The organism is Streptomyces solicavernae (genome assembly GCF_029968095.1).
Lineage (GTDB): Bacteria > Actinomycetota > Actinomycetes > Streptomycetales > Streptomycetaceae > Streptomyces > Streptomyces solicavernae.
In genome coordinates this window covers 97063-122041 of the sequence record NZ_JASCIR010000006.1, presented here as the reverse complement: position 1 = coordinate 122041, position 24979 = coordinate 97063, and the positions used below count along the sequence as shown (strand labels likewise).

26 protein-coding genes and 1 pseudogene are annotated in these 24979 nt (G+C 70.8%); 11 read left to right on the top strand and 16 right to left on the bottom strand.

Features of this window, described 5'->3' with window-relative positions:
- Window positions 1–8: 8 nt before the first annotated feature.
- Both QIS99_RS10060 and QIS99_RS10055 read right to left on the bottom strand, forming a co-directional pair.
- Window positions 9–1265 carry a Cmx/CmrA family chloramphenicol efflux MFS transporter gene (locus tag QIS99_RS10060; protein WP_282512769.1) on the bottom strand — a complete coding sequence of 419 codons (1257 nt, stop codon included), beginning with the start codon at window positions 1263–1265 and terminating at the stop codon, window positions 9–11.
- 437 nt (window positions 1266–1702) lie between these two features.
- Window positions 1703–4291 carry a D-alanyl-D-alanine carboxypeptidase family protein gene (locus QIS99_RS10055; RefSeq protein WP_282512552.1) on the bottom strand — a complete coding sequence of 863 codons (2589 nt, stop codon included), beginning with the start codon at window positions 4289–4291 and terminating at the stop codon, window positions 1703–1705.
- Between the two features lie 204 nt (window positions 4292–4495).
- Here QIS99_RS10055 and QIS99_RS10050 point away from each other — a divergent pair, with 204 nt between their 5' ends.
- From QIS99_RS10050 to QIS99_RS10040, 3 genes are all read left to right on the top strand, one after another.
- Entirely contained in the window at window positions 4496–5245 is a 750-nt protein-coding gene (locus tag QIS99_RS10050; protein ID WP_282512550.1) for a GOLPH3/VPS74 family protein, read from the top strand.
- A gap of 437 nt (window positions 5246–5682) precedes the next feature.
- The gene (locus QIS99_RS10045) at window positions 5683–6549 is read left to right on the top strand and encodes a helix-turn-helix domain-containing protein (RefSeq protein WP_282512548.1); all 867 of its coding nucleotides are present in this window, start codon (window positions 5683–5685) and stop codon (window positions 6547–6549) included.
- Between the two features lie 326 nt (window positions 6550–6875).
- Window positions 6876–7082 carry a DUF397 domain-containing protein gene (locus tag QIS99_RS10040; protein WP_282512546.1) on the top strand — a complete coding sequence of 69 codons (207 nt, stop codon included), beginning with the start codon at window positions 6876–6878 and terminating at the stop codon, window positions 7080–7082.
- Between the two features lie 117 nt (window positions 7083–7199).
- On the opposite strand, the gene QIS99_RS10035 is transcribed toward QIS99_RS10040, so the two are convergent.
- Window positions 7200–8039: a hypothetical protein gene (locus tag QIS99_RS10035; RefSeq protein ID WP_282512544.1), complete on the bottom strand. Its 840-nt coding sequence runs from the start codon at window positions 8037–8039 to the stop codon at window positions 7200–7202.
- A gap of 90 nt (window positions 8040–8129) precedes the next feature.
- Here QIS99_RS10035 and QIS99_RS10030 point away from each other — a divergent pair, with 90 nt between their 5' ends.
- Window positions 8130–8912 (top strand): SDR family oxidoreductase, encoded by a 783-nt coding sequence (locus QIS99_RS10030; protein WP_282512542.1) that lies wholly within the window; start codon window positions 8130–8132, stop codon window positions 8910–8912.
- Window positions 8913–9057: 145 nt separating this feature from the next.
- Here the strand turns inward: QIS99_RS10030 and QIS99_RS10025 are convergent, their stop codons facing one another.
- Both QIS99_RS10025 and QIS99_RS10020 read right to left on the bottom strand, forming a co-directional pair.
- Window positions 9058–10173 (bottom strand): ADP-ribosylglycohydrolase family protein, encoded by a 1116-nt coding sequence (locus QIS99_RS10025; protein WP_282512541.1) that lies wholly within the window; start codon window positions 10171–10173, stop codon window positions 9058–9060.
- Between the two features lie 160 nt (window positions 10174–10333).
- Window positions 10334–12958, bottom strand: coding sequence for a bifunctional FO biosynthesis protein CofGH (locus tag QIS99_RS10020; protein WP_282512539.1), 2625 nt, complete (start codon window positions 12956–12958; stop codon window positions 10334–10336).
- 158 nt (window positions 12959–13116) lie between these two features.
- On the opposite strand from QIS99_RS10020, the gene QIS99_RS10015 reads away from it, so the two are divergent.
- Window positions 13117–13818 carry a hypothetical protein gene (locus tag QIS99_RS10015; RefSeq protein WP_282512537.1) on the top strand — a complete coding sequence of 234 codons (702 nt, stop codon included), beginning with the start codon at window positions 13117–13119 and terminating at the stop codon, window positions 13816–13818.
- Between the two features lie 8 nt (window positions 13819–13826).
- On the opposite strand, the gene QIS99_RS10010 is transcribed toward QIS99_RS10015, so the two are convergent.
- The 3 genes from QIS99_RS10010 to QIS99_RS10000 are packed head-to-tail and all read right to left on the bottom strand — an operon-like array spanning window position 13827 to window position 15047.
- Window positions 13827–14231 carry a helix-turn-helix domain-containing protein gene (locus QIS99_RS10010; protein ID WP_282512536.1) on the bottom strand — a complete coding sequence of 135 codons (405 nt, stop codon included), beginning with the start codon at window positions 14229–14231 and terminating at the stop codon, window positions 13827–13829.
- 4 nt (window positions 14232–14235) lie between these two features.
- Window positions 14236–14565 carry a hypothetical protein gene (locus QIS99_RS10005; protein WP_282512535.1) on the bottom strand — a complete coding sequence of 110 codons (330 nt, stop codon included), beginning with the start codon at window positions 14563–14565 and terminating at the stop codon, window positions 14236–14238.
- Between the two features lie 20 nt (window positions 14566–14585).
- Window positions 14586–15047 (bottom strand): prevent-host-death family protein, encoded by a 462-nt coding sequence (locus QIS99_RS10000; RefSeq protein ID WP_282512533.1) that lies wholly within the window; start codon window positions 15045–15047, stop codon window positions 14586–14588.
- Window positions 15048–15142: 95 nt separating this feature from the next.
- On the opposite strand from QIS99_RS10000, the gene QIS99_RS09995 reads away from it, so the two are divergent.
- Window positions 15143–16489 (top strand): radical SAM protein, encoded by a 1347-nt coding sequence (locus QIS99_RS09995; RefSeq protein ID WP_282512531.1) that lies wholly within the window; start codon window positions 15143–15145, stop codon window positions 16487–16489.
- Between the two features lie 117 nt (window positions 16490–16606).
- Window positions 16607–18115: a CehA/McbA family metallohydrolase gene (locus tag QIS99_RS09990; RefSeq protein WP_282512529.1), complete on the top strand. Its 1509-nt coding sequence runs from the start codon at window positions 16607–16609 to the stop codon at window positions 18113–18115.
- Between the two features lie 21 nt (window positions 18116–18136).
- On the opposite strand, the gene QIS99_RS09985 is transcribed toward QIS99_RS09990, so the two are convergent.
- Both QIS99_RS09985 and QIS99_RS09980 read right to left on the bottom strand, forming a co-directional pair.
- Window positions 18137–18535: a type II toxin-antitoxin system VapC family toxin gene (locus QIS99_RS09985; RefSeq protein WP_282512527.1), complete on the bottom strand. Its 399-nt coding sequence runs from the start codon at window positions 18533–18535 to the stop codon at window positions 18137–18139.
- The gene (locus QIS99_RS09980; RefSeq protein ID WP_282512525.1) at window positions 18532–18762 is read right to left on the bottom strand and encodes a FitA-like ribbon-helix-helix domain-containing protein; all 231 of its coding nucleotides are present in this window, start codon (window positions 18760–18762) and stop codon (window positions 18532–18534) included. The genes QIS99_RS09985 and QIS99_RS09980 overlap by 4 nt, the downstream gene beginning before the upstream one ends.
- 84 nt (window positions 18763–18846) lie before the next feature.
- On the opposite strand from QIS99_RS09980, the gene QIS99_RS09975 reads away from it, so the two are divergent.
- Window positions 18847–19182, top strand: coding sequence for a putative quinol monooxygenase (locus tag QIS99_RS09975; protein WP_282512523.1), 336 nt, complete (start codon window positions 18847–18849; stop codon window positions 19180–19182).
- Window positions 19183–19422: 240 nt separating this feature from the next.
- Here QIS99_RS09975 and QIS99_RS09970 read toward each other — a convergent pair whose 3' ends face one another.
- From QIS99_RS09970 to QIS99_RS09950, 5 genes are all read right to left on the bottom strand, one after another.
- The gene (locus tag QIS99_RS09970; RefSeq protein WP_282512521.1) at window positions 19423–20532 is read right to left on the bottom strand and encodes a methyltransferase domain-containing protein; all 1110 of its coding nucleotides are present in this window, start codon (window positions 20530–20532) and stop codon (window positions 19423–19425) included.
- 136 nt (window positions 20533–20668) lie between these two features.
- Window positions 20669–21586, bottom strand: coding sequence for an ATP-grasp ribosomal peptide maturase (tgmB, locus tag QIS99_RS09965; protein WP_282512519.1), 918 nt, complete (start codon window positions 21584–21586; stop codon window positions 20669–20671).
- 50 nt (window positions 21587–21636) lie between these two features.
- Window positions 21637–21855 (bottom strand): putative ATP-grasp-modified RiPP, encoded by a 219-nt coding sequence (gene tgmA, locus QIS99_RS09960; protein ID WP_282512517.1) that lies wholly within the window; start codon window positions 21853–21855, stop codon window positions 21637–21639.
- 97 nt (window positions 21856–21952) lie between these two features.
- Entirely contained in the window at window positions 21953–22267 is a 315-nt protein-coding gene (locus QIS99_RS09955; protein ID WP_282512515.1) for a hypothetical protein, read from the bottom strand.
- A complete protein-coding gene (locus QIS99_RS09950; protein ID WP_282512513.1) occupies window positions 22252–22473 on the bottom strand; it encodes a hypothetical protein in 222 nt (73 codons plus the stop codon). Before QIS99_RS09950 ends, QIS99_RS09955 begins: the two co-directional genes overlap by 16 nt.
- 338 nt (window positions 22474–22811) lie before the next feature.
- On the opposite strand from QIS99_RS09950, the gene QIS99_RS09940 reads away from it, so the two are divergent.
- The 3 genes and pseudogenes from QIS99_RS09940 (at window position 22812) to QIS99_RS09930 (ending at window position 24398) form a co-directional block, all read left to right on the top strand.
- Window positions 22812–23654, top strand: coding sequence for a helix-turn-helix domain-containing protein (locus QIS99_RS09940; RefSeq protein ID WP_282512509.1), 843 nt, complete (start codon window positions 22812–22814; stop codon window positions 23652–23654).
- A complete protein-coding gene (locus QIS99_RS09935) occupies window positions 23651–23860 on the top strand; it encodes a DUF397 domain-containing protein (RefSeq protein ID WP_282512506.1) in 210 nt (69 codons plus the stop codon). Before QIS99_RS09940 ends, QIS99_RS09935 begins: the two co-directional genes overlap by 4 nt.
- A gap of 80 nt (window positions 23861–23940) precedes the next feature.
- Window positions 23941–24398, top strand: a pseudogene (locus QIS99_RS09930) (NUDIX hydrolase).
- On the opposite strand, the gene QIS99_RS09925 reads toward QIS99_RS09930, so the two are convergent.
- Complete coding sequence (locus QIS99_RS09925; RefSeq protein ID WP_282512504.1) at window positions 24395–24853, bottom strand: hypothetical protein; 459 nt, start codon at window positions 24851–24853, stop codon at window positions 24395–24397. The pseudogene QIS99_RS09930 and the gene QIS99_RS09925 sit on opposite strands and share 4 nt — an antisense overlap.
- Window positions 24854–24979: the final 126 nt, after the last annotated feature.

Below are 24979 nucleotides of genomic sequence, written 5' to 3'. Positions count from 1 at the left end.
GGGCACGGTCACGGCGAGGCGCTGCGCGTCGCCACGGACTTCCGTACGAGGAGAGCCGTACCGCCCACCGCGCCCGCGAGGGCCACCAGCCCCGCGCTCACCCACAGCGGTGCGCGGTAGTCCGCGCCGACTGCGATCGGCAGACCGCCGAGCCAAGGGCCGAGGGCTGCGCCGACGTTGAAGGCCGCGGTGGCGTAGGCGCCGCCGAGGGTCGGGGCGTCGGGAGACGCGTACAGGGCGCCGGAGATCAGTGTCGTACCGACCGCGAAGGAGCCGACACCCAAAAGGAAAGCGCAGGTCAGAACCGCCGGAGCCCAGTTCGCCGCGAGGGCGGGGAGGGGCCAGCCGACGCACAGGGCGAGCGTCCCGCCGGCCAGCAGGCGGGCGGCGTGCACGTCCGCGTACCGGCCGCCGAGCGTGACGCCGAAGAACGAGCCGGCGCCGAACAGCGCGAGCAGCACCGGCACCCAGGACGCGGGCGCGCCCGTGACCTCGGTGAGGAGCGGGGCGAGGTAGGTGAAGGCGCAGAACGTCGCGCCGTTGACCAACGCGCCGAGGAGGAGGGCGAGTTGGAGGCGCGGGCGGCGCAGAGCGGCGAGTTCGCGGCGGGCGTCGGGGCGGGTGTCGGGGTGAACCTCAGGGCGGGTTTCGGGGTGGGCGTCGGCGTGGGCGTCGGCGTGGGCTGCGGGGCGGGTGTCGGGGTGCGGTGTCCCCTTGTCGCGACCGCCCGGCACGGACCGTACGAGGGTGAACAGGGCGGGCAGGGTCAGCAGCGCCACCGCCCAGAACGCGGCGCGCCAGCCCCAGAGTTGGGCGAGCAGCGCACCGCCGGGCACGCCCGCGACGCAGGCGACGGTGACGCCGCCGAGCAGCGCGGACGTGGCGCGGCCCTTGGCGTCGGGCGCGACCAGGGAGACCGCGGTGGCGAGGGCGACCGCGAGGAACCCGGCGTTGGCGAGCGCCCCCACGAAGCGCAGCGCGAGCAGCGGCGCGAAGCTCGACGTCAGCGCTCCCGCGACGTGCGTGAGCAGGAAGACGCCGAGGAACACGACGAGCGCCCTGCGGCGTGGCCAGCGCAGACTGAGCAGCGCGGCGGCCGGGGCCCCGACGATCATCCCGACGGCGAACACCGAGGTCAGCGTGGCGGCGGTCGGGACGGAGACGTGCAGGTCGGCGGCGATGTCGGGGGTGAGCCCGGACAGCATGAACTCGGACGTCCCCATGGCGAAGACGGCGAGCCCCAGCAGCCGGACGACGAGGGGCACACGCGTCGGGGCAGAGGGTGCGGGCTCCGGGGGTACGGGCTCCGGGGGTGCGGGCTCCGGGGGTGCGGGGACCGGGGATACGGGGACCGGGGATACGGGGACCGGGGGTGTGGGCATGTCGAAGCAGCTCCTGCCGATGTCGCGGCAGCGGAGCGGCGGCATCGGATGCGAGGCGAGGCAAGGCGAAGTGAGGCGAGGTGAGGTGAGGTGAGGTGAGGCGAGCAGAGGATGGGCGCTTCGGCTGCACGCGAAGTCGGCGTGCGGCAACACGCCTGCACGCTTCTACGTACGACTCGTACAGCCACCGGAGGTGATCCGGTGGCTAGCCTCTGGAGGACTCGGGGCTCGACATGCCGCGCACGCTAGCCGCCCGGCCGCCGGCGGGTCCACCGAATTTCTTCGGGCACCGAACCCCCCGACGACCGAACTTCTTCGACTCAGCCGATGCGGGTCAGCTTCGCGCCGAAGCCCGGTTCGGCCAGGTCCTCCTGGAGGGCCACCGGCACCTTCACGGCGCCTTCGTTCCCGTCGCCGACGCTCAGGACGCCGACCTCCGTACCGGCCTTCGCGGTGTGCGGGACGGTCTTGCCGCCGTCGCCGACCGCGAGGTCGACGGTGAGTCCGGGCCAGCCGACCGCCGAGACGTCCTTGGTCGCGACGACCGGGGTGGTGCCGCCGAGGCCGTCGTCGACGTGCCCGACGACGTCGCCCTTCCGCACCACCGTCCGGGTCTCCAGGAGCTCCTGGGCCCGCAGGATCAGGTCCTTGCTGCGCGCGGTGGCGGTGTCGATGATCGGCGGCAGGTGCTGGCCGAAGACCGCGCCGATGATCAGCTGCCGGGTGCCGTTGATCTCCTTCTCCGCGGCGAACAGCAGGTTGCCGCCGGCCTTGGTGGTGGTGCCGGTCTTGATGCCGACGACGCCGAACACCGGCACCAGCTTGTTGAAGTTCCTCTGGTCCTGCGGGCGTTCGGAGGTCGTGGAGTCGAACTCCGGCATCCGGACGATCTTCCGGAACAGCGGGATCTCCATGGCGGCCTTGCCGAGCTTCACCTGGTCGACCGCCGTGCTGACGGTGGTCTCGTCGAGCCCGCTCGGATCGGTGTACGTGGTGTTCTTCATGCCGAGGTCCTTGGCGGCGGCGTTCATCTTCTTGACGAACGCGTCCTCGTCGCCGCCGCTGTCCCAACGGGCAAGCAGCCTCGCGATGTTGTTCGCGGACGGCAGCATGATGTCCTTGATGGCCTCCTCGACCGTGATGACGTCGCCCTCCTTGACCTCGACCACGGACTCGTTGGCCTGCTCACCGGTCTTGAAGTGATCGGCGGCCGCCTTGTCGACGGTCAGCTCAGTGGTCGCCTTGTGCTCCTTGAGGATCAGGTAGGCCGTCATGACCTTGGCGACGCTGCCGACCGGGATGGGCTCCTCGTCCCCGTATGTGCCGAGGCTGCCGATCCCTTCGACCTCGACGACCGCCTGGCCCTCGGTCGGCCAGGGCAGGCTCGGCGCGCTGCCGTCGAAGGTGTACTTCGCGTCGGTGGTGAGCGCGAGCGTCGGCGTGGGCAGCGGGCGGACGGACTGTACGACCGCGAACACGATCACGAGCAGCAGGACGAGCGGCGTCCAGATCTTCACCCGGCGTACGGCGGTCCGCAGCGTCGTCTCCGGCGGCTTCGGCCGGTTGGTCAGCTCGGCGAGCAGGTCGAGCGGCGGCTTCGGTGGCAGCGGCTGCTGCGAGGTGCGTTCGGGGCCCACGTGAGCGGTGCCGGAGGCGGGACCGGACGCGGGACCGGACGCGGGACCGGAGGCAGCGCCGGGAGCGGCCGACGGTGCCTCGGGCGGCAGCTCGGGGCCTGGCGTGGCCTTGACGTCGTTCTTCGTGTCGGGCTTCGCGTCGCTCTTCGTGTCGGGATTCGCGCCGAGCTTCGTGTCGGGCTTCGCGTCCGGCTGCGTTTTGTCGGGCTGCGTTTTGGGGGGCCTCGGCTCGTCGAGCGGTTTGAGCGCTACGAACTTGCTGGTGCGCTCGGACTCGGGCTCGGGGGCGGGCTCGGGGGCGGGCTCGGGGGCGGGCTCGGGCGAAGGCTCGGGGGCCTCGGCGTCGCCCTTGCCCGTGTCGGCGTCGGCGTCAGCCTCGGCCTCGGCCTCGGCGGGCAGCTTGAGCATGGCCGTCGGGTGGTCGACCTTCGACTCCGGCGACTTGAAGACCGCCGTGGGCTGATCCACGGGTTCGGCGGCTTCGTCTTCGTCGGAGTCGTCGGAGTGGTCGGTGTCGTCAGGGCCGTCGGTGTCGTCAGGGCCGTCGGAGTCGTCAGGGCCGTCGGAGTCGTCAGGGCCGTCGGAGTCATCGGGGCCGTCGGAGTCATCGGGCTCGTCGCCCTCGTCGGCGGGGTCGTCCTCCGACTCGGGCTCCGACTCGGACTCGGACTCCGACTCGACCTCAGCCTCGGGCTCCTCCTCCGCCACCTCCGGCTCGGCACCCTCAGCGCCCTCCTCAGCCCCCTCCGTCACCGCCTCGGGCTCCTCCGTACCCTCCGCGCTCCCCTCGTCCTCAGCTGGCCGAGAATCGCCGTTCCCGTCGGATCTGGCGACCCAGGCGGCAACCGCGGCGCGCAGGCGGGCGTCCTTGGAACCGTCGGCCTCCCCCTCGACGCCCTCCTCCACGCCCTCCGCCTCGGAAGGAGAACCCTCCGCCTCGGAAGACGAACCCTCCGCCTCGGACGAAGCAGCCTCCGCCCCGGAAGACGAACCCTCCGCCTCGGACGAAGCAGCCTCCCCCTCAAGAGAAGCCGTCGAGAACACGGCGGTCGGCTGGTCGACGCGCGCCGGGGCGTCGTCCTCGGGGACCCGCTGCCGGGACACGGCGAGCCGTGGATCGGCGGGCTTCAGCGCTGCTTCGCCCGAAGACCCCGCCGCTACGTCACCCGAGACCGCCGGGCCGTCCGAAACCGCACGGTCGCCCGAGGAACCGCCCGAGGACGTCCCCGAAGCCTTCTGCTGCCCCGACGTGTCGGGGGTCTCGCCCGCCACCCATGCCTCCTCGATACGCCTTGCGCCCACACTCGCGCGCTACGTCAGTGTCCGAACCATGTACCAGTGTCCTGTGTGCGGGGTTGCCCGCCGGGCTAGACGAGAACGACATATCTCCAGGTTCCATTACGAACCGGACACGCACTCTCGACAGACCAATGTGAGAGGGGTCACCCTGTCATTCATCCACGCGGGGAGGCATGGATGGGCAGGAGCCGCAGAACAATTCCGGAGGAGCTTCTGCTGCTCGCTCTGGACCCGACCACGGGTACCACAGCGCAGCCGCAGTCGCTCGACCTCGGTCTGGCCGGAGCACAGCTAGTAGAGCTTGCTCTGGCCGGACGGATAGCCCCAGACGGGGATCGTATCGCCGTGGTCGTACCACGGCCGACCGGAGATCCGACGCTGGACTGTGCACTGGAACTACTCCGCAGGCGCGGGGCCCCGGTGCGCGCGGTCCACTGGATCGGCGGGCCCCGGCTGGGGTTGCGCCAGACCTATCTCTCGCATCTGGAGCGGTGCGGCATGGTGCATGCCGTGGCGGGCCAGATGTGCGGAGTGCTGCCGACGACTCGCTATCAGGCGACGGACACGGCAATCAGCCGGGAGATCAGGTCCCGGCTGGACTCCGCGATCCGCACCGGCGTACCGCCGGACCCGCGGACCGCGGCGCTCGCCGCGCTGGCCCATGCGGTCGGCCTCGGCAAGCACCTGTATCCCGGGAACGAGGGGCGCTCGTCGCGCTCCCGCCTCCGGGATCTGATCAGGCACGACCCGATGGGCGGCCTCGTGGCGCACGCCGTGATGGACGTCCAGAACGGAGTGGCGGTCCAGCCCCGCCGCTCCCCGGCCACGGCCCGCAAGCCGGACCGTGCGGCCGCCGCGGAGACCCCCGCCAAGGGGATCCCGATGCAGCCACGCCGAGGTTCCATGGCACGGGCCGTCGCCCACTGAGGCACAACCCGTAACCACGCGCACCACCCGCACAACCAGCACCACCAGCACCACCAGCACCACCAGCACAACCCGCACCACCCGCACCACCCGCACACCAGAACCGCACCACACGCACCGCACCGCACCGCAGTCCCCCGAGACCGGTCCGGGAGCCGCAGAGGAGCGCGGGGTGGTGGCCGGCCGTCCGGACGACGACGCCGACCCACCACCCCGCGCTCGCGCGCGTACCCACCACCCCGCGCTCGCGCGCGTACCCACCACCCCGCGCTCGCGCGCGTACCCACCGGCGCGCAAAAACGGTCGCGGCCTCCGTATATCCGCTGTTTCCCAGCGCTACGACACCCGTTGGTGGCACTCTGCTGAGCAGTAGATACGCAAAGTAGATGCGCAAGCAGATACGCAAGTAGAGGCACGCAGCCGGAGGTGCACGTCCCGTGGCGTCCAATGTCAATCCCACCGTCAGGCGACGCCGGTTGGGCCAGGAGCTGCGCAGGCTCCGTGAGCTCAAAGGCATGACGGCGGAGGAGGTGGCCGACAAACTCCTCGTCTCCCAGTCGAAGATCAGCCGCCTTGAGAACGGTCGGCGCAGCATCAACCAGCGCGACGTCCGCGACCTGTGCGGCGTGTACGAGGTGCAGGACCAGCGCGTCGTCGAGTCGCTGATGCAGATGGCCAAGGACAGCCGCCAGCAGGGCTGGTGGCACGCCTTCGGCGACATCCCGTACAGCGTCTACATCGGTCTGGAGACCGACGCCGCCTCGCTGCGGGTGTACGAGCCGCAGGTGGTGCCCGGACTGCTGCAGACCCGGGCGTACGCCGAGGCGCTGATCGGCGGGGCGCTGCCGGAGACCGCGCACTCGGACATCGAGAAGCGCGTCCAGGTACGCATGCGCCGCCAGGAGCGGATCAACTCCGGCGAGGCCCCGCTGCGGCTGTGGGCCGTGCTCGACGAGGCGGCGCTGCGTCGCGTGGTCGGCGACCGGCAGCTGATGATCGAGCAGTTGGAACACCTCGTCGAGATGTCGCACGAGCCCCACGTCACCGTGCAGGTGATGCCGTTCACGATGGGCGCGCACCCGGGCGTGAACGGCCAGTACGCGATCCTGGAGTTCCCCGACGCGGCCGACTCCAGCGTCGTCTACATCGAGGGCGTGACCAGCGACCTCTACCTGGAGAAGGCGAACGACGTGCAGAAGTACAGCGTCATGTACGAGCACTTGCGGGCGCAGGCGCTGAATGTGGACCAGACCCGGCAGTTCATCTCGGAGGCGGCCAAGAGCTACGCCCGCGAACACGCCTGAGCCCGCCTGAGCCCGCCAGAGCCCGCCAGAGCCCGCCGGAGCCCGCCGGAGGCAGACGTGACCAGAGTGACCAGAGCAACCAGAGCAACCAGAGCAACGGATGCTGAAGCCGCGGCACGGTACACCCTCGCCTCGTCAACAGGGAAGCCCCAACCGGTATATGCCATCCGGTCGAGTGAATGCCCGCCTCGCGCTCGGATGTTGGCGAGTAGCGTCGATCACGCCAACAACAGGCAAGCGCCAACAGGCAAGCAGCAACAGGCAAGCGACAACAAGCCGTTGGCAGCGCACCCCCACTCATCCGGCGATACGCAAGCGGAGCGAAAATGGCAATTCAGCAAGGCGTCACGGACACCTGGACCAAGTCCTCGTACTCCACCGGAAACGGCGCATGTGTAGAGGTCAAGTCCCCGGTGATGCACGCGGTCGACGTGCGTGACTCGAAGGTTCCCGAGGGGCCTGCGCTGGCGTTCGCCCCGGATTCCTGGAGCGCGTTCGTCGGGCAGGTCACCCGGGGAACGTGGGGCGCCTGATCCTCATCAGCCCCACACACAACTGCACGACCGAGCACCACAGAAGAGCCCTCTCGACTGGTCCGCCGTCCCGGCCGAGGGGGCTCGGCCGTTCCCCCGCCTCCCGGCCCGACACCGCTACCGCAGCTGGTCCGCATAGAGATCCGTGCCCGGCACCGTCGGCACGAACGGCGCGACCAGCTCGACCCGCCCCAGGCCGGATCCGGCCACCTCCGCCTCGCGCCCGGCGAACAGTTCCGGCCAGCACGGCCGCGGGTCGGACTGCAGGAACCACAGCAGCGTCAGCCGGTCGTCGACGCCCTCGACCTGCTTCACGTACGACATCCGGTCCCCCGGCAGCGGCGTCGGCCGGAACAGCACCACCATCGCGGCCGGGGACCCGGCGAGCCTGGCCGGCAGGTGGTCCGAGCGCAGCCAGTCCGCCAGCTCGGCGCGCTGCCCGGGCCCTTCGGTGTCGATGACTTCGAGGACCAGGCCCTCGTAGGGGTGGTCGAGGGCGTGGAAGTCGCGCGGCCCTGAGGCGCCGTCGCGGTAGACCGTGGCGACGTGGTCCTGGAAGGCCGTGAAGACGTGCGTGCGATCCTGGTGGACGCGGCCGTCGCGGCCCAGGCGCTTGTTGATGGAGACGGTCCAGCGCATGTGGTCGTCGTAGCGGCCCTCGGTGATCCAGTACGTGGAGAGATAGCAGCCGGCCGTGACGGGCCGCGCGACCGCCGACTTCTCCGGGCGGCGCAGGAGTTGCAGATCCCGGGTGGCGACCCAGCGGCGGCCCGCGTACATCCAGGGCATGGCCATCGCGCCCGCGTAGTAGTGGTCGTCCTCGTACCAGCGGTTGTAGGCGTGCTCGTGGCCCGGGTGCGGCTCGACCATGGTGATCAGGGCGTGCCCCGGGCGCACTCCGTACGGCCCCACCGACGCCAGCTCGGCGTATGTCTCGCTGCGAGTCTCCTCAGCCATGACGCTCCCCTTTCCTCCTCTTTCCTCCTCCGTACGACCGCCCTACTCTGACGCCCCGTCAGGAAATTCGCCAGGGCCACGGAGGCGCCGATGCTGCTCGACGGAAAGACCGTGATCGTCTCGGGGGTCGGCGCCGGACTCGGCCACGAGGTCGCAGCGGCCGTGCTGCGCGACGGCGGCAACGCCGTGCTCGGCGCCCGCACGGAGGCCAACCTCGCCAAGGCGGCCGCCGGGATCGACCCGGGCGGCGCGCACACCGCGTACCGGGCCACCGACATCGCCGACGAGGAGCAGTGCCGCGCGCTCGCCGGGCTCGCCGTGGAGCGGTTCGGGCGGATCGACGCGCTGGTCCAGGTCGCCGCCCTGGACGCGCACTTCGGCGGCCTGGAGGACGCCGACTTCACCGCCTGGCAGGGCGTGGTCGACGTCAACCTGCTCGGCTCCCTGAAGATGACCCGCGCCTGCCTGCCGTCCCTGAAGGAGCGCGGCGGCTCGGTCGTCCTGGTCGGCACGCAGTCCTCGGTGGCGGCGCCCTCGCAGGTGCGGCAGGCGGCGTACGCGGCGTCGAAGGGCGCGCTGGTGTCGGCGATGTACTCCCTCGCCCGCGAGCTGGGCCCGCACCGCGTCCGGGTCAACACCGTCCAGCCGGGCTGGATGTGGGGGCCGCAGGTGGAGGCGTACGTCCGCAGTGCCGCGCAGGACGAGGGCGTGCCGGACGACGAGGTGAAGGGGCGGCTCGCCGAGCGGATGGCACTGCCGGAGCCGGCCACGGACGGGGACGTCGCGGACGCGTGCGTGTTCCTCGCCTCCGGGCGGGCGCGAGCCATCACGGGACAGTCGCTGCTGGTGAACGCGGGTGAGGTGATGCGCTAGCGGGCCCGGGCGCCGTCACTGTCGCGGACGGTGCGGGACGTGGGACGGAGGCCTCTCAGCCCCGCGGGAACCCTCAGCCCCGCGGGACCCCTCAGCCCCGCGGGTACCGCGGGACCCCTCAGCCCCGCGGGTACCGCGGGACCCCTCAGCCCCGCGGGTACCGCGCCAGCCACCCCGCCGAAGACCCCGCAGGGCCATGCAGCGCCGGCCCCTGCGTCATCTCCATCGCGAAGTCGTCCGCCAGCTCAAGCATCGTCGCGCGGCCCTCCAGCTCGGCCAGCCAGCCCGGCGGGAGGGCCGTCTCGCCGTGCAGGGCGCCGAGCATCGCACCGGTCAGGCACGCCACCGAGGACGAGTCGCCGCCCTGGTTCACGGCGAGCCGCAGCCCGTGCCGGATGTCCTCGCAGACCGTCGCGCAGTACACCGCCGCCCCGAGCACCGCGTCCGCCGTGCCCTCCTCGGCGAGCGACTCGACCCGGGCCGGGCTCGGCATGCCCTGGCGGACCGCGCCGAGCGCCTGCTGCAGGGCGTCCGTGACCGGCTGGTGCCCCGGCCGGGCCGCGAGCAGGGCGAGGGCCCGCTGCACCGCCCCGTCCAGGGACTCCCCGCGGGCCAGCGCGTGCACGATCACCGCGTGCGCGCCCGCCGAGAGGTACGCCGAGGGGTGGCCGTGCGTCTGCGCGGCGCACTCCACGGCCAGCTGCAGCACCAGCTGCGGCTCCCAGCCGACGAGCAGCCCGAACGGCGCGGACCGCGTGACCGCCTCCGGCCCGCGCTCCGTGGGATTGCGCGGCGACTCCAGGGTGCCCATCGGCTCGTCGCCGAAGCCTCCGAGGCAGGCGCGGGCCGGGTCGCGGCGGGCGTACAGCCACTCCTCGCGGGCCAGCCAGCCGTCCTCCTTGCGGCGTTCGTCGGGGCCCCACTCGGTCTGGGTGAGGGCCCAGCGGCGGTGGGCGCGGTGGATGTCGGTCGGCGGGTGCCAGGCGCCGGTGTCCCGGCGGACCTGGGCGCGGATCAGCCCGTCCACGGTGAACAGGGCGAGCTGGGTGGCCGCGGTGACCGCCCCGCGCCTGCCGTATGCGGGGGCCAGGTCGGCCAGGCCCTCCGCGCCGTGCTCGGTACGGATCGCCTCCAGGCCGAGCCCGGTCACGGGGGCGCCGAGCGCGTCGCCGAGCGCCGCCCCGAGCAGGGAGCCCCGCACCCGGCTGCGGAAGTCCTGCTGTTCGGCACGGCCCCAGACCGCTGTCACACCTGCGCTCACCGCGCCTCCCTTCCACGAGTCGTGTGCGCAGCACTGTAATCGAACGGGGACGGTCCGTTCCGGGTGCGGTTCTCTCCCCGCCCCGCCCCTTCCCGAAATCCTGCGGAGCTGTCGTCCGGCTGCGGCCGCGTCATGGCTGATCGCGCAGTTCCCCGCGCCCCTATCGGGGCCCGGAGTCCCCCTCCACCACCGGCAGCAATTCCGGCAGGTGCCCGTCCGAAGCCGCCGCCGCCCGCCGCCGCTCCTCGGGCACCTCCCCGTACAGCGTCGTACGAGCACGAGCCGGCCGCCCCGCCGCCGAGGCAATGGTGACGAGGTCCTCGATGGAGCGGTACGAGCCGTACGACGAGCCCGCCATCCGGGAGATGGTCTCCTCCATGAGCGTGCCGCCCAGATCGTTGGCACCGGAGCGCAGCATCTCCGCGGCGCCCTCCGTGCCGAGCTTGACCCAGCTGGTCTGGATGTTGGGGATGTGCGGGTGCAGCAGCAGGCGGGCCATGGCCGTGACCGCGCGGTTGTCCCGCGTCGACGGGCCAGGCCGGGCGATCCCCGCCAGGTACACCGGCGCGTTGGTGTGGATGAACGGCAGCGTCACGAACTCCGTGAAGCCCCCGACGCCCCGGGACAGTGCGGCCTCCTGGATCCCGGCGAGCGTCCGGAAGTGCCCGAGCCAGTGCCGGGGCTGGTCCACATGCCCGTACATCATCGTGGACGAGGACCGGATGCCCAGCTCGTGCGCGGTGCGGATGACCTCGGTCCAGGTCGATGTGGGCAGCTTGCCCTTCGTCAGTACCCAGCGGACCTCGTCGTCGAGGATCTCGGCGGCCGTGCCCGGGAGGGAGTCGAGGCCGGCCTCGCGCGCCCGGGTCAGCCAGTCCCGGATGCTCAGGCCCGTCCTCGTCGCGCCGTTGACGACCTCCATCGGCGAGAAGGCGTGCACATGCATGCCGGGGACGCGTTCCTTCACGGCCCGCGCGATGTCGAAGTAGGCCGTGCCCGGAAGGTCCGGGTGGATGCCGCCCTGCATGCAGACCTCCACCGCCCCCACGTCCCACGCCTGCTGGGCACGGTCGGCGACCTGGTCCAAGGACAGGGTGTAGGCATCCGCGTCGGTGCGGCGCTGGGCGAAGGCGCAGAAGCGGCAGCCCGTGTAGCAGACGTTGGTGAAGTTGATGTTCCGCGTGACGATGTACGTGACGTCCTCGCCGACCACGGATTTGCGGAGGTCGTCCGCGACGCCGCACAGCGCGTCGAGCGCCGGCCCGTCCGCGTGCAGCAGGGCGAGCGCCTGGTCGTCGCCGAGCCGGGTCGGGTCGTCGGCGGCGACGCGCAGGGCCTCCCGTACGTCGGTGTCGATGCGCTCCGGGACCATGCCGGGCGCGGCGGCCTCGCGCAGGGCCTCCCAGTCGCCGTACACCTCGTCGAAGTCGTCGCGCCGGTCCGCCGTACGGCCTTCGGTGTCGATGGTGCGGTGCAGGTCGGTGCGGCCGGAGGGGACGAAGCTGTCCTCGGGCTCCTGCCAGGGCAGGCCGCGCACCTCGGCGTCCGGGTTGGCGAGGCCGGTCCCGGGGTCGGCGAGGGCGTGTACGTGCGGAAGCACCCGCGGGTCGATCCAGGGCTCGCCGCGCTGGATGAACTCCGGGTAGACCGCAAGGCGTTCTTCGAGGCGGAAGCCCGACTCGGCCGATTTCGCGGCGAGTTGTTCGATCTGCGGCCAGGGGCGTTCGGGGTTCACATGGTCCGGGGTGATCGGGGAGACCCCGCCCCAGTCGTCGACGCCCGCGCCGATGAGCCGGGCGAACTCGTCGTCGACGAGGTTGGGCGGCGCCTGCAGGCAGCCCGACGGCCCCATGATGTGCCGCGCGACGGCCACGGTCGCGACGAGATCGTCCAGCTCGGCGTCCGGCATGCCGCGCATCGCCGTGTCCGGCTTGGCGCGGAAGTTCTGCAGGATCAGCTCCTGGATGCCGTGGTACGCGCGGGAGACGCGGCGCAGCGCGAACAGCGACTCGGCCCGCTCCGTCGCCGTCTCCCCGATCCCGAGCAGCAGCCCGCTGGTGAGCGGCACGGAACTGCGCCCGGCGTCTTCGAGATGCCGCAGCCGTACGGCGGGTGACTTGTCCGGCGACCCGTAGTGCGGCCCCCCGGGCTCGCTCCACAACCGCTCCGCCGTCGTCTCCAGCATCAGCCCCATGGAAGGGGAAACGGGCTTGAGCCGCTGGAAGTCGGTCCAGGACATCACGCCCGGGTTGAGGTGCGGAAGCAGCCCGGTCTCCTCCAGGATGCGAATCGACACGGCCCGCACGTACGCGATGGTGTCGTCGTAGCCGTGCGCGTCCAGCCACTCGCGGGCCTCGGGCCAGCGGTCCTCGGGCTTGTCGCCGAGGGTGATCAGCGCTTCCTTGCAGCCGAGTTCGGCTCCGCGCCGGGCGATGTCGAGCACCTCGTCCGGCGACATGAACATCCCGTGCCCGGCCCGGCGGAGCTTGCCGGGGACGGTCGCGAAGGTGCAGTAGTGGCAGCGGTCCCGGCACAGGCGGGTGAGCGGCACGAAGATGCTCTTCGAGTACGTGAGCACGCCGGGCCGCCCGGCCGCCTCCAGTCCCGCGTCCCTGACCCTCGCGGCCGACGCGGCCAGATCCTCCAGGTCATCGCCCCGCGCCTGCAGCAGCACGGCCGCCTCTTCGACATCGATCGCGACGCCGTCCCGGGCCCGCTTCAGCGCTCTGCGCATGGAGTTGGCGGTGGGCGGCTGCGGACTCGGGGATGCCTGCTGATCCGTCATCCCCCGAGGATACGAGCGGGGTGCGCGGGTGGGATGGGCAAGGGGTATGGGGAGTTGCACACGGGGCCGGGGAATGTGCGCGGTTGAGTAGCCGCACCTGCCCGGGATAAGTGCCCGTACTCGGGTGCGGCCCCGGGGCCCGGCCGTACGTTGCGGTCATGAACGCGACCGAAGACCCGCCCCCACAGCCCGAGTTGATGCACACGCCCTCGGAGGCGGCGCCGGCGGCCGTGAACGCCGCGAAGGGCCTCGCGATCGGCTGCGCGGCACTCGTAGGCATCCCGCTCCTGGTCGTCCTCGGCTACATCGTCACGTTCATGGCGCAGCGCGCGACCCCGGAGGACTACCCGACGGTCACGCCGGAGACGGCCGCCGGGCGGCTCACCGCCGCATCGCAGGAGATGTACGAGGTGGCCGGGTTCGACCGCACGCTGCCGCCGGGCGTCGAGCGGATCGCGGTCAGTACGGAGAACGTTCTGGACTCCGGCTTCTGCTATCCGGGCGGCCTGGAGAGCATCGCCGACGAGTCGGTCGACGGGGCGTACTCGCTGCACCACCGCTGGGGCGTACCGGACGTCCCGAAGGACCAGGGTCTGGCCGCGCTGCGCAGGCTCCGCGAACACCTGCGGAACGCGGGCTGGACCATCACCGATTACGGCAAGGAGCAGCGGTCCGACGAGTGGGAGCTGCGGGCCGAGAAGGGTGAGGACCGGCGTGCGTCGTTCAGGTGGCGCGCGGACCTCGGCTATTTCGACGCCGGCGCCGGCTCCGGCTGCGCCTACGACCCGGCCTGGACCGTGAGCGACAGCGGCCCGCCGGGCGAGCACCTGGACCCGCCGACGCTGACGCCTGGACGGTGAACGCGGCCTCAGTCGCGCCGGCGCGCCTTCTCGGCGGCGATCCTGTAAATGTTGCCGAGGATGTCGGGGGCTCGACCGAACGCGTCGTCGCTCACATCGACGCCCATGATCTGCCGGGCGACTTCCCGGTCGGCGCGCAGCCGCTCGGCGAGGGCACCTGCCAGCCCGGCGAGGAGAGCGGGCGTCGGGACGGCGTCGGAGCCCTCCATGCGCAAGATCTCCGCCTGGGTCAGGCCGGCGCGGTCGGCCAGCTCGGCCTGCGTCAGACCGAGCTCGGTACGCAGTACGTACACGGCCTGCGCGAGTTCCATCGACAGCCGGGTCTCGCGCCGCACCTCGGACACGTCCTCGGACTCCCCGAGCCCCTCGGCCAGGTTGCGCTCCCGCAGCGTCTTCCAGCGGCTCTGCCCCATGCGCCTACTCCGTGTCCTTGGGGTGGCGCGTCGACGCGTACACGAGGTGCACGGTGCGGCGCGGCTCGTCGACCAGGTAGCGCACCCGGCCTCCTGCCGTGACTTCGTACTCCCACTGGGGATATGTGCGTCCACCCACGGTCGCGGTCGCGAGCCGACCTCGCAGCCGGTGCTGCCGGTCACGGTCTGCGTACGACAGCGGATCGGCCCGCAGCACCTCGAAGCAGCGGCGAGCATTTCCCGGAGCCTCGGCGCACAGCTCGCCCCAGCCCTTGGCCGCCTCGTTCGACCCGAACTTCAGCCGCCACTCCTCGCCGACGGACGGCGGGGCCACGTCATCTCCACGCTTCGGCGTCAAGGTGCGGTCACCTCGCCATGGTCCTCGTCCGGGTAGCTCCGCATCAGCTGGGCGGTGAGTTCCGGGTCGGCGAGGATGCGGGCCGTCGCACGCCACTCGACGATGACGCCGTGCAGATTGGCGTGCACGTCCAACTCGACGGCGTCGTGCGTCGCGTCGATGAGGTCCTGCGTGAACTCTCGCATCTCGTCCCCCGAAAGATGCCTTACCCACGGGAAGACCTCGGGCAGTGCCCGTCTTATGGCACGCTCCCCGCCCTCGGCCCCGACCAGGGCCGTGAGCAGGCGCGCGACGACTTCAGCGGTCTCGTCGCGCTGCTGGTCATGGCGGGCCGTAGTGAGATACAGGTCCTCGCCGTCCCTCCGCGTGATGTGAACCCGCTGCGCCTTGTCGAGGGTCTCGGCGACGCGCTTCGAGTTCTTGGACAGCTCAGAGAAGGAAACCGTCGGAGCAGACATGACCCGACCATAGTTCGGAATACGTTCCGAAGTCAATCGGGAGCAGTCCCCGACCCGGACCGCGAGCCGCCCGCACACTCTGGTCCAATGAGGACATGGAGACGCCGAATCGCACCGCACTCGTCGAAGACCTCATGGAACGCTTCCCGCACGTACCGCGGGAAGCCGTGATCAAGGAAGACCTGCTGCGGGGCGGCATGGCCTTCGACGAGTCCGCCCTGTCCGGGGGCGCCGACGGGTCCGGCGGTGACGTCAAGCCGAAGTCGTACTTCATCTTCTCCTTCGACCACCGCACCCTCCCCGAGCTCGGCCAGGCCGCCCTGAACCGGCCGCCGGAGGAGATCGTGCTGACCGGCGGCCCGTACGAGCTGCGCCGCACCGTCGTCTCGGTGCGCGTGAACCCGGACTCGCCGTACCGCGTCAAGGGCGACGAGAACGGCACGCTCGGCCTCTACCTCGACGGGAAGCGGATCTCGGACGTCGGCCTGCCGCCGATGCCCGAGTACTACCGGCACAAGCTGTCCAACGGGAAGTCCGTGATGGAGGTCGCGCCCACGATCCAGTGGGGGTACCTCATCTACCTGACCGTCTTCCGGGTGTGCCAGTACTTCGGCGCCAAGGAGGAGTGCCAGTACTGCGACATCAACCACAACTGGCGCCAGCACAAGGCCGCCGGCCGGCCGTACACGGGCGTGAAGCCGTCCGACGAGATCCTCGAAGCGCTGGAGATCATCGACAAGTACGACACCGCGAAGGCCTCCACCGCGTACACCCTCACCGGCGGCTCCATCACCTCGAAGGTCGGCGGCAAGGACGAGGCGGACTTCTACGGCAGTTACGCCAAGGCCATCGAGGAGACCTTCCCGCGCCGCTGGATCGGCAAGGTCGTCGCGCAGGCCCTGCCCCTCGACGACGTGAAGCGGTTCCACGACTACGGCATCCAGATCTACCACCCGAACTTCGAGGTCTGGGACAAGCGGCTCTTCGAGCTGTACTGCCCGGGCAAGGAGCGCTACGTCGGCCGCGAGGAGTGGCACAAGCGGATCCTGGACTCGCGCGAAGTGTTCGGCGCCCGGAACGTGATCCCGAACTTCGTCGCGGGCGTGGAGATGGCCGAGCCCTTCGGTTTCCAGACCGTGGACGAGGCCATCGCCTCCACCCACGAGGGGCTGCGCTTCTTCATGTCGAACGGCGTCGTGCCCCGCTTCACCACCTGGTGCCCGGAGCCGACCACCCCGCTCGGCAAGGCCAACCCGCAGGGCGCGCCGCTTGAGTACCACATCCGGCTCCTGGAGACCTACCGCGCGACGCTCGAAGAGTTCGGCCTGACCTCCCCGCCCGGCTACGGCCCGGCGGGCCCCGGCCGCGCCGTGTTCTCCGTCAGCTCGTTCATGGACAGCATCCCGCAGGGCGCGGAGGCCGAGGCGGCCACCGGGGCCTGACACTCCGGCGGTACGGGTGCCCGTACCCGTACCGCCCTCTTCCCTTGCCGTCCCGTTCACGGCTCAATACCAGGGTTGCGTACGCCACTTCGCACCGTCCGCCCCTGGGGAGCCGCCATGCGCAAGGACGAACAGGACGTCAACGGCATAGCCAGACGCGCGCTGCTCGTGACCTCGGCCGCCACCGCGTTTACGTTGAACGGCGTGACCTTCGCGAGCGCCGAGGACGGAAACGGCAGGGACGCCACGAGAACCCTGCGCGGAACGCTGCCCACCGGCTCCCCCGACTATGTCTACGTACCGGTCGAAGTCCCGGACGGCGTACGGGAGTTACACGTCTCGTACACGTACGACAAACCGCCCGTGCCGACCGGCACGCAGGGCAACGCCCTGGACATCGGCCTGTTCGACGAGCGCGGCACCGGCCTCGGCGGGCCCGGCTTCCGCGGCTGGTCCGGCGGCGCCCGCAGCGAGTTCTTCGTCCGCGCCGACGCCGCGACGCCCGGCTATCTGCCGGGCCGCATCCGCCCCGGCACCTGGCACATCGCGCTCGGCCCGTACACGGTCGCGCCGCAGGGCCTCTCGTACGAGATCACGGTCACGCTGCGGTACGGCGACGCGTCCGGCGCCACCCCGCGCCGCCCGTCCTACCCGCCGGAGCGGGCGAAGGGCCGGGGCCGGGCCTGGTACCGCGGCGACTGCCATCTGCACTCCGTCCACTCCGACGGCCGCCGCACCCCCGCCGAGATCGCCGCGCTCGCCCGCGAGGCCGGGCTCGACTTCATCAACAGCTCGGAGCACAACACCCCCTCCGCGCACGTGCATTGGGCCGAGCACGCCGGGGACGACCTGCTGATCCTGCTCGGCGAGGAGGTCACCACGCGCACCGGCCATGTGGTGGCGCTCGGCACGGACCCGGGCACGTTCGTCGACTGGCGCTACCGGGCCCGCGACCACCGCTTCGGCCACTACGCCCGCGAGATCCGCCGCGCCGGCGGCCTCGTCGTACCCGCCCACCCGCACGCCACCTGTATCGGCTGCAACTGGAAGTTCGGCTTCGGCGAGGCGGATGTGGTGGAGGTGTGGAACGGCCCCTACACGCCCGACGACGAAGCCTCCCTCGCCGACTGGGACTCCACCCTCCAGGCGGCCGGGCGGGGCGGGCGCTGGATCCCGGCGATGGGCAGCAGCGACGCCCACCGCGACCCGGACCGTGTCGGCGGCCCCCAAACCGTCGTCCTCGCCGAGGAGTTGAGCCGCACGGCGATCCTCGCGGGCCTGCGCGCGGGCCGCTCCTACGTCGCCGAGTCGGCGTCGGTCTCCCTCGACTTCTCGGCGGCCGGCGGCCGGGGCAGGCGGGCGGGCATCGGGGAACGCCTCGCCGTCGACCGCGACACCCCGGTCACGGTCCGCCTGGAGGTGCACGGCGCCCCGGGCTGCACGATCCGCCTCGTCACGGACCAGGGCACCCTGCTCACGTCGGACTCGGCGAGCACGGAGTGGCGGACGACGCCCGCGTACGCGTCGTACGTACGGGCGGAGGTACGGCACCCGGCGACGGTGCCGGGCCTGCCGGGGCCGCTCGCGGCGTTCACGAACCCGGTGTTCCTGGGCGAGCGGAGCTAGATCCGGGCTGCCGGGCCTGCGTCAGGCGCCGAAGACCTCCACCGGGCACTTGGCCGCGCCGCTGCGGGCGATGCGTGCGTCGCAGGTGATCAGCGGGGCGGCCAAGACCTCGGCCAGGGCCACGTATTGGGCGTCGTACACGGACAGGTTCTGGCGCAGTGTGCGGATGCGGTCGAAGAACGGCAGCGTCTCGTGGCGCGTCAGGGGAATCTGCCGGTAGTCGCCGACCGCCTTGGTGACCTGGCTGTGGTTCAGCTTGCCGCCGCGTTCCAGACCCAGGAGCGCGGACTGGATCTCGTAGTCGAGGAGGGTGGGGGCGAAGAGGGTGCCCGCTTCGGCGACGCGCTGCCGAAGGAGGTGCGCATCGGCCGAGCCGGAGGTCAGGACGGGGACCAGGGCCGAGCAGTCGACGACGATCACCGCCCGGCCCTCATCTCGTCGATGACCCCCAGCACGTCACCGGCGCTGACGTCGGCGTTCGCCTCGCGGTCGAGGCGCTCCATCATCTCGGCAAGGGTCGGCTTGGCCGTCTCGCGGGCCAGGAGGTCTCGCACATAGGCCTGCAGGCTCTGTCCGGCCTGGGCTGCCCGGACCTTGAGCGTCTGCACTTCCTCGTCGGGCACGTCTCGAATAGTCAGGACTGTCATGAATGCAGTTTAGAGCCGTCAGCTGCAAAATGCATGCACGGCTGAATTTGGCTCCGTCCGCCCGAGCGCGGCAGGCTGAGGGCCATGATCTTCATCGCCGTACGTTTCACCGTGCACGCCGACCGCGCCGACGAGTGGCTCGACCTCGTCGCCGACTTCACCGCCGCGACCCGCGCCGAGCCGGGGAACCTGTTCTTCGACTGGTCGCGCTCCGTGGAGGACCCGAACCAGTTCGTCCTGCTTGAGGCGTTCGCGGACGAGGACGCGGGGGCGGTGCACGTCCAGTCGGACCACTTCAAGGCGGGCCTGGAGGCGATGGCGGACATGATCGCCTCGACGCCCGAGATCATCAACGTGGAGATCCCGGACGCCCAGGGCTGGGGCGCGATGGCGGAGCTTTCGCCGAAGCGTCCGGCCTAGGCCTGTCCGGCGGATCTTCGCGGATCAGGCCGCGGCGTCTGGTGCGTGCTCTGGGGGTCCCCCCGGCCGAAGGCTGGGGGAGTGCGCCCGGATCTCCCTCGTACTGGACGTACTTGGGTGATTCGGGCGTGCGGCGAGTGGGGGTACCCCCGGCCGGAGGCTGGGGGAGCGTGCCTGGGGGCACCTCCCAGCGGTAGCCGGGGGAGCGTCGTGGGCCCGCGAAGATCCGCCGGACAGGCCCTAGCGAGACGCCTGGCCCGGGCCAGTCGGGAGTGCGCCGACCGGCCGGTCCGGGGTGTCGAGCCACACGGTGTTCTCGCCGCCGGTCACGGTCAGCCCGTACCGCTCGATGCCGGGCCGGCCGTCGGCGAGCCACCGCGACGCCGCCTCCTCAAGGCGCGTCCACAGTCGCTGCGGGCCGCCCTCGTACGCGCACGGCGGGTCGCCCTGTGACGTCTCCAGGACCGCCCACGAGCCGTCGGGGTGCAGGAACCAGCGGCCCGACGTCTCACCCGTGGTGAGCCCCACCCGCACGACTCCGGGCAGGGCGATCTGTGCGGTCCACATCAGCGCGGTGCTCTCCAGGACGCCGGGATCGACTCCGACGTCCACGGGGCGAGCGGCGTCCCGGCGGGCAAGCGCGGACCGCATCATCGGCCCGATGTCCGGCCGCGCCAGCTCGCGGGAGCGCATGAACGACACGTCGCCGTTGCGGAATTGGCCCTCCGCTGTGTCGTTGCCGGTCTTGACCAGGCGGACGTATGCGTAGGCATCCAGGCTGCCGCCGAGCGAAACGAGGATCACCCCACCCGTCTCGGTCTGCTCGACCCACTCCGCGGGCACGGCGCTCGGCGAGTACGTCGCGATGACCCCGCCGTACGGAGCCCCCGCGGGACAGCCCTGGGCGGCATCCCCGGTCAGGAGTTTCGGATGATGCCCGAGGGACGCGAGGCGCTCGCCGACGAGGGCGGAAAGGCGCGGATCGTGCTCGGTGCTGGTGACGCACGCGTCGCCGTACCGGACACAGGCCAGCGCAGTCGAGTAGCCGGTGCCGCTGCCCGCCTCGTAAATCCGCTTGCCTTCGGGTACGTCGAAGTCCTCGAACATGCCGACGACGACACTCGGCAGCGTGGACGAGCTGGTGGGGACGCCGAGGACCGCTTCGCCGCCTTCCCCGGTCGTGGTGCCGTGGTCGAGCTGGGTCACCCACGTCCTGTTCCGGTAGACGAGCCTCAGCCACTCCTGCTCGCCGTTGTCCCGGCTGACGTGCGTGTACCGGGTGATGCCGTCGGGGCCGGGCGCATCGGTGAAGAACGACGGCAGGAACACCTCCCGAGGCACTGTCTCCACGGCTGCTCGCCAGTGCGGCGAACGCACCGCTCCGTGCTGTTCCAGTTCGTCGGCGAGAGCGGCCCTGAGACTCCGTGAGGTCTGTGAGGTCTGTGAGGTCTGTGAGGTCCGTGAGGTCTGTGCGTCCTGCCCGGTGTCACTCATGCGTCATGCCCTTCTCCAGGAGTTCGGCGATGGCGTACGAGATCGGCACACCTGTCCTGTGCTCGATCCACGACCACTGCCCGTTGGGGTTCACCTCCAGGAACCGCCACCGCCCCGACGGCGTCACGATGAAGTCGAACGCTCCGAAGACCAGCCCGAAGTGCCGCATGAACGCGGTGACAGCGTGCCGTACGCGGTCGGGCACGGTGGTCGGTTCGTACGTGAGGCTGTCGTAGTCCGTGCGCCAGTCGATCCGGGCCTCTTCGGAGCCCGCGTGAATCTCCACGGCGAAGAACCGGCCGCCGACCACGGTCAGTCGCACTTCGTGCGCCTTGTCGATCCACTCCTGGAACAGGTGGGCGCACAGCCGCACGGAGTCGTCGAGTTCGGCGGGGTCCACGATCACGGTGTCCACCGGGGCCCCGAGGCTCTTGGTGATGACCTGCCCGCAGATCTGCGTGGCGAACTCCCTTGCTGCGCAAGGGTCGTTGGTAATGATGCTGCGCGGCGGTTCAAGTCCGAGACGCCGGGCGACCGCGAGCTGCCACGGCTTGTGGTTCGCGTCCAGGTCCCGCGCGGGATGATTGATCCACAGGCACGGCAGTGCGACGGCCACCCCGACGAAGCCCGCCCGCGACTGGGCGGCGGCGAACCGCCGCTCAGCCTCGGACATACTGTCGGGCAACCGGAACTCTTCGGGCCTGCGGAAGTACACCGACCGCACGGCAGCGAGGTCGAGGGTTCGGTGCCCGTTGTCGAGCAATCCGCCCCAGCGCTGCTCCCCGAGCGTCGCCGTCAGCGTGAGTTCCAGGGGGAACTCGGCGGTGTCGCACCGGAACACCGGAACGTTCCGGTGGTTCAGCCGGTCGACGACCAGGTCGGCGGTGGAGTCGAGCTGGTTGGTCAGCACCAGCACCGCTCCTGTGCGTGGTCCGTGAGGTTCCGTCACCTCGGCGTCTCCTAGTAGAAGTCGGTGCCTTCGTCGTTCCGGCTGTCGGAGTTCGTGTTGCTGCTGGTCTCACCGGCGGCCGTCATCGCCCACGGGTTGCCCTCACGGGTGAGGGCGATCTGCAGGTGGTTGTCGTACGTGACGCCGATGGTGTCAGCGGGCGCGCCGGTCTGCCGGGCCGCGAACCGCATGGCGAACGGCTCGGCGGGTTCCCTGTCGGTGACGCTCAAAGCGGTCTCCTCCTGTTTCTGCCCGCCCTCGGATGGAGCGGGACGTCTCAATGGCCATTGCTGGGCCGAGGGTTGGGGCAGTACCCCGGCTCGCCGGTCACGCTGCGGCCCGTACGGGCGAGACCAGGCTGGCGAGGGGTTCTGCGGGGTGGTCGTAGTCCACCCCGAGCTCCGCGAACGCGGCGGCCCACGCGCGTTCGCGCTGCGGGGTGGGCAGCGCGAGGGTCTGCGGGTCCCGGAAGATCGCGCGTACGTCCGCGCCCGAGGGGGAGGTCCACGGCCGGGACCACGGGGATACGGGTTCGGGTACGGGTTCGGCGGCCCGCTGTGCGGCGAGGTGTTTCGCGCTGTGCCGTCCGGGGCGTCGCCGCCAAGGGGCCCAGGAGAGGGCGCGGGCTAAGAGGGCACGCATGGGGTGTTACCTGCGCGCAGGGCGGCGGCGAGGGCCCGGGCGGTGGCGACGTTGCAGCGCCCCAACTCGACCAGAACAAACGGTTGTTGACGGGTGTACGCGACCAGGTCGACGCCGAGGGACGGCAGGTTGACACCGGCTGCGGCGAGGGCCGCGCCCAGCTCGGCGAGGGCCTCCTCGGCCTCCTTGAGCGCATCGGCGGTCACAGCAACTCCCCTCGGGAGCGGGCGTTGGCCCGGGCGGTCGCGACACGTAAGCGCTGTTCGACGGTGGCCGGCCGGGTGCGCTCGGGCGCGACCTCCCACTCCGTCCCGCCACACGCGGGCCGCAGGAACCAGCGGTTACCCAATTCGCCTCGGAACTCACCGAGTTGATCGCAAACGAGGTCCAGGAGAAGCGTTCCGATCGCAGGGGCAGGGGTGGGCATGTGGGGTGGGCACACAATTACTCCTGTCTGTAGCCATTCGACTACCGGGAGCCTTCAGCGTGGCCTAGGGTCAAGTCGCGTTCAAGCTGTCAATGCGGCAGGAAAGGTTGCGCCCGCATGGTGAACATCAAGGAACTGAACCCGGACAGCAGCCCAGCGGCAGCGTTCGGGGCCCGCTTACGCAGGGAGCGAGAGTCGAAAGGGCTGAAGCAGGAAGAGCTGGCCATCCTGATGGACTACTCCAGCACGCACATCTCGGCCGTAGAAACTGGTCGCAAGATTCCAACTCTTCGCTTCTCGCGCAGTGTTGACCGTGCGCTGGGTACCGATGGGACCGCCGACACGTTCGAACGTCAGTGGCGCGAGATGCAGCACGGCTCACTGCTTGAAGGGTTCCCGGAGTTCGTGGGCTACGAGGGACGAGCCGCCGAGATCCGGCTGTACGAGGTCGGCGTCATACCGGGCCTTCTCCAGACACCGCAGTACGCGTCCGCGCTGGCGGACAGCGCGCTCAAGCGGAGGGCGATCTCCGCGGAGCAGGCGCGCGAGCGCGTCTCGGTCGTCGCTGAGCGCCAGTCGGTCCTGGACCGCAGGAAGAATCCGCCGGAGATCTTCGTTGTGCTGGACGAGGGCTGCATCCGCCGACCCATCGGCGAACCGGACGCCATGGACGCACAGCTGGCGCACCTGATCGCCTTCGCGGAGCAGCCGAACACGACGCTTCAGATCGCGCCCTTCAGCATGGGGGTCCGGCGCCCCTTCAATCTTCCGGTCACGGTGCTGACGATGGCAGACCGCTCGCTCATGTCCTACGCGGAGTCCTCCCACCGGGGCAACCTGGAAAGGGAAAGCACGTTCGTGGTGCCCCTGTTGAAGGCCTACCATCAACTGCAGGCCGAATCGCTCTCCCAAGCGGAGTCGGTGGCCATGATCCGCCAGCTGAGAAAGGGCACCCCGTGACGACCGAATCCCCCCGCTGGTTCAAGTCCTCCTACAGCGACAACGGCGGCCAGTGCGTAGAGGTCGCCACCAACCTCGCCGCAACCCACAGCACCGTTCCCGTGCGCGACTCCAAGAACCCCACCGGCCCCACCCTCAACATCCACGCCGACGCGTTCTCACACTTCCTCACCGGCGTCAAAGACAGCCGACTGGGCACCATCTGAGCGCCACCGCACTACAACGGCCCCGTCGCACAGCCAGTTTGAGGGTGCGACGGGGCCGACGGCTACGAGAGGACGTACCGATGGCTACCTCCCAGAAGCCGTCGACCCCGCTTCACTCGGTATCCGTGGCCGGAGTCGTGGCGGGAGAGGACGGGCACGTCCTGGTGATCCAGCGCGCCGACAACGGCCGCTGGGAACCGCCGGGCGGCGTACTGGAGCTGGGGGAGTCCATTGAGGATGGCGTGCGCCGCGAAGTCTACGAAGAGACCGGAATCAACGTGCACGTCGATCGGCTCACCGGGGTCTACAAGAACATGACGGCGGGGGTGGTCGCCCTGGTGTTCAGGTGCACACCTGAGAGTGGCCACGAACGGCTTTCCGATGAATCGACCGCAGTGGACTGGCTGACACCTGAAGAGGTCGTGACCGCGATGAGTGAGGCGTACAGCATCCGTATCACCGACGCCCTGGCAGACGAAACGGCCCCCGAGTCCGCACGCACGACGGACACAAGCTCACCGACCTGGCAGGCATCTAGGCGTCACTGTCCGGCCAGATCTGCAAGAGCCATTCCTCGACGCCCTCGTAAAACAGCTTCTTGCCGATCCGGGCATGGGCCTCGCCACGGCCGCGGCAGTGGATCCGCACCCGGTACCGGCCTGCGGCTGGGAGGGTGAGAGGGGATCCAGAAGGGCCGCCGTCCCACTCCCGGACACCAAGTGCCGTGTCCTCGCACGCGAGCCCGGTTTCCTCCACCACGTCCCAGGCCTCAGCACTGGCCGTAGGCGCCGAATCCCTGAGTTCGGCCCGGACCAGGGGGAAGAAGTCGTTGCCTGCGCTGCACAGGATGAGGCCCACGCGGCCGGGGATCGCGATACGGGGGTCCTCGGCCCAGCCCCGCGGCGGTTCGACGTACCCGGAATCATCGGTGAGCAGGAAATGGCGGTACTCGATCCGCGGATGCGTTTCGAAGGCCTGGTACGGCGAAGTCATGATCCGATCCTCTCGAAACAGGGCAGAGCCGGGGAAGGGCCGGGCGCGGCGGGCGCTGGATCCCGGCGATGGCACAGCGACGCCCACCGCGGCCCGGACCCGGCCGACGGCCCCCAACCGTTCGTA

Coding starts and splice junctions, on each gene's coding strand:
- QIS99_RS10050 (WP_282512550.1), top strand. CDS start 4,496: ATGGGCAGGAGCCGCAGAACAATTCCGGAGGAGCTTCTGCTGCTCGCT.
- QIS99_RS10040 (WP_282512546.1), top strand. CDS start 6,876: ATGGCAATTCAGCAAGGCGTCACGGACACCTGGACCAAGTCCTCGTAC.
- QIS99_RS10035 (WP_282512544.1), bottom strand. CDS start 8,039: ATGGCTGAGGAGACTCGCAGCGAGACATACGCCGAGCTGGCGTCGGTG.
- QIS99_RS10030 (WP_282512542.1), top strand. CDS start 8,130: ATGCTGCTCGACGGAAAGACCGTGATCGTCTCGGGGGTCGGCGCCGGA.
- QIS99_RS10020 (WP_282512539.1), bottom strand. CDS start 12,958: ATGACGGATCAGCAGGCATCCCCGAGTCCGCAGCCGCCCACCGCCAAC.
- QIS99_RS10015 (WP_282512537.1), top strand. CDS start 13,117: ATGAACGCGACCGAAGACCCGCCCCCACAGCCCGAGTTGATGCACACG.
- QIS99_RS10010 (WP_282512536.1), bottom strand. CDS start 14,231: ATGGGGCAGAGCCGCTGGAAGACGCTGCGGGAGCGCAACCTGGCCGAG.
- QIS99_RS10000 (WP_282512533.1), bottom strand. CDS start 15,047: ATGTCTGCTCCGACGGTTTCCTTCTCTGAGCTGTCCAAGAACTCGAAG.
- QIS99_RS09995 (WP_282512531.1), top strand. CDS start 15,143: ATGGAGACGCCGAATCGCACCGCACTCGTCGAAGACCTCATGGAACGC.
- QIS99_RS09990 (WP_282512529.1), top strand. CDS start 16,607: ATGCGCAAGGACGAACAGGACGTCAACGGCATAGCCAGACGCGCGCTG.
- QIS99_RS09980 (WP_282512525.1), bottom strand. CDS start 18,762: ATGACAGTCCTGACTATTCGAGACGTGCCCGACGAGGAAGTGCAGACG.
- QIS99_RS09975 (WP_282512523.1), top strand. CDS start 18,847: ATGATCTTCATCGCCGTACGTTTCACCGTGCACGCCGACCGCGCCGAC.
- QIS99_RS09955 (WP_282512515.1), bottom strand. CDS start 22,267: ATGCGTGCCCTCTTAGCCCGCGCCCTCTCCTGGGCCCCTTGGCGGCGA.
- QIS99_RS09940 (WP_282512509.1), top strand. CDS start 22,812: ATGGTGAACATCAAGGAACTGAACCCGGACAGCAGCCCAGCGGCAGCG.
- QIS99_RS09925 (WP_282512504.1), bottom strand. CDS start 24,853: ATGACTTCGCCGTACCAGGCCTTCGAAACGCATCCGCGGATCGAGTAC.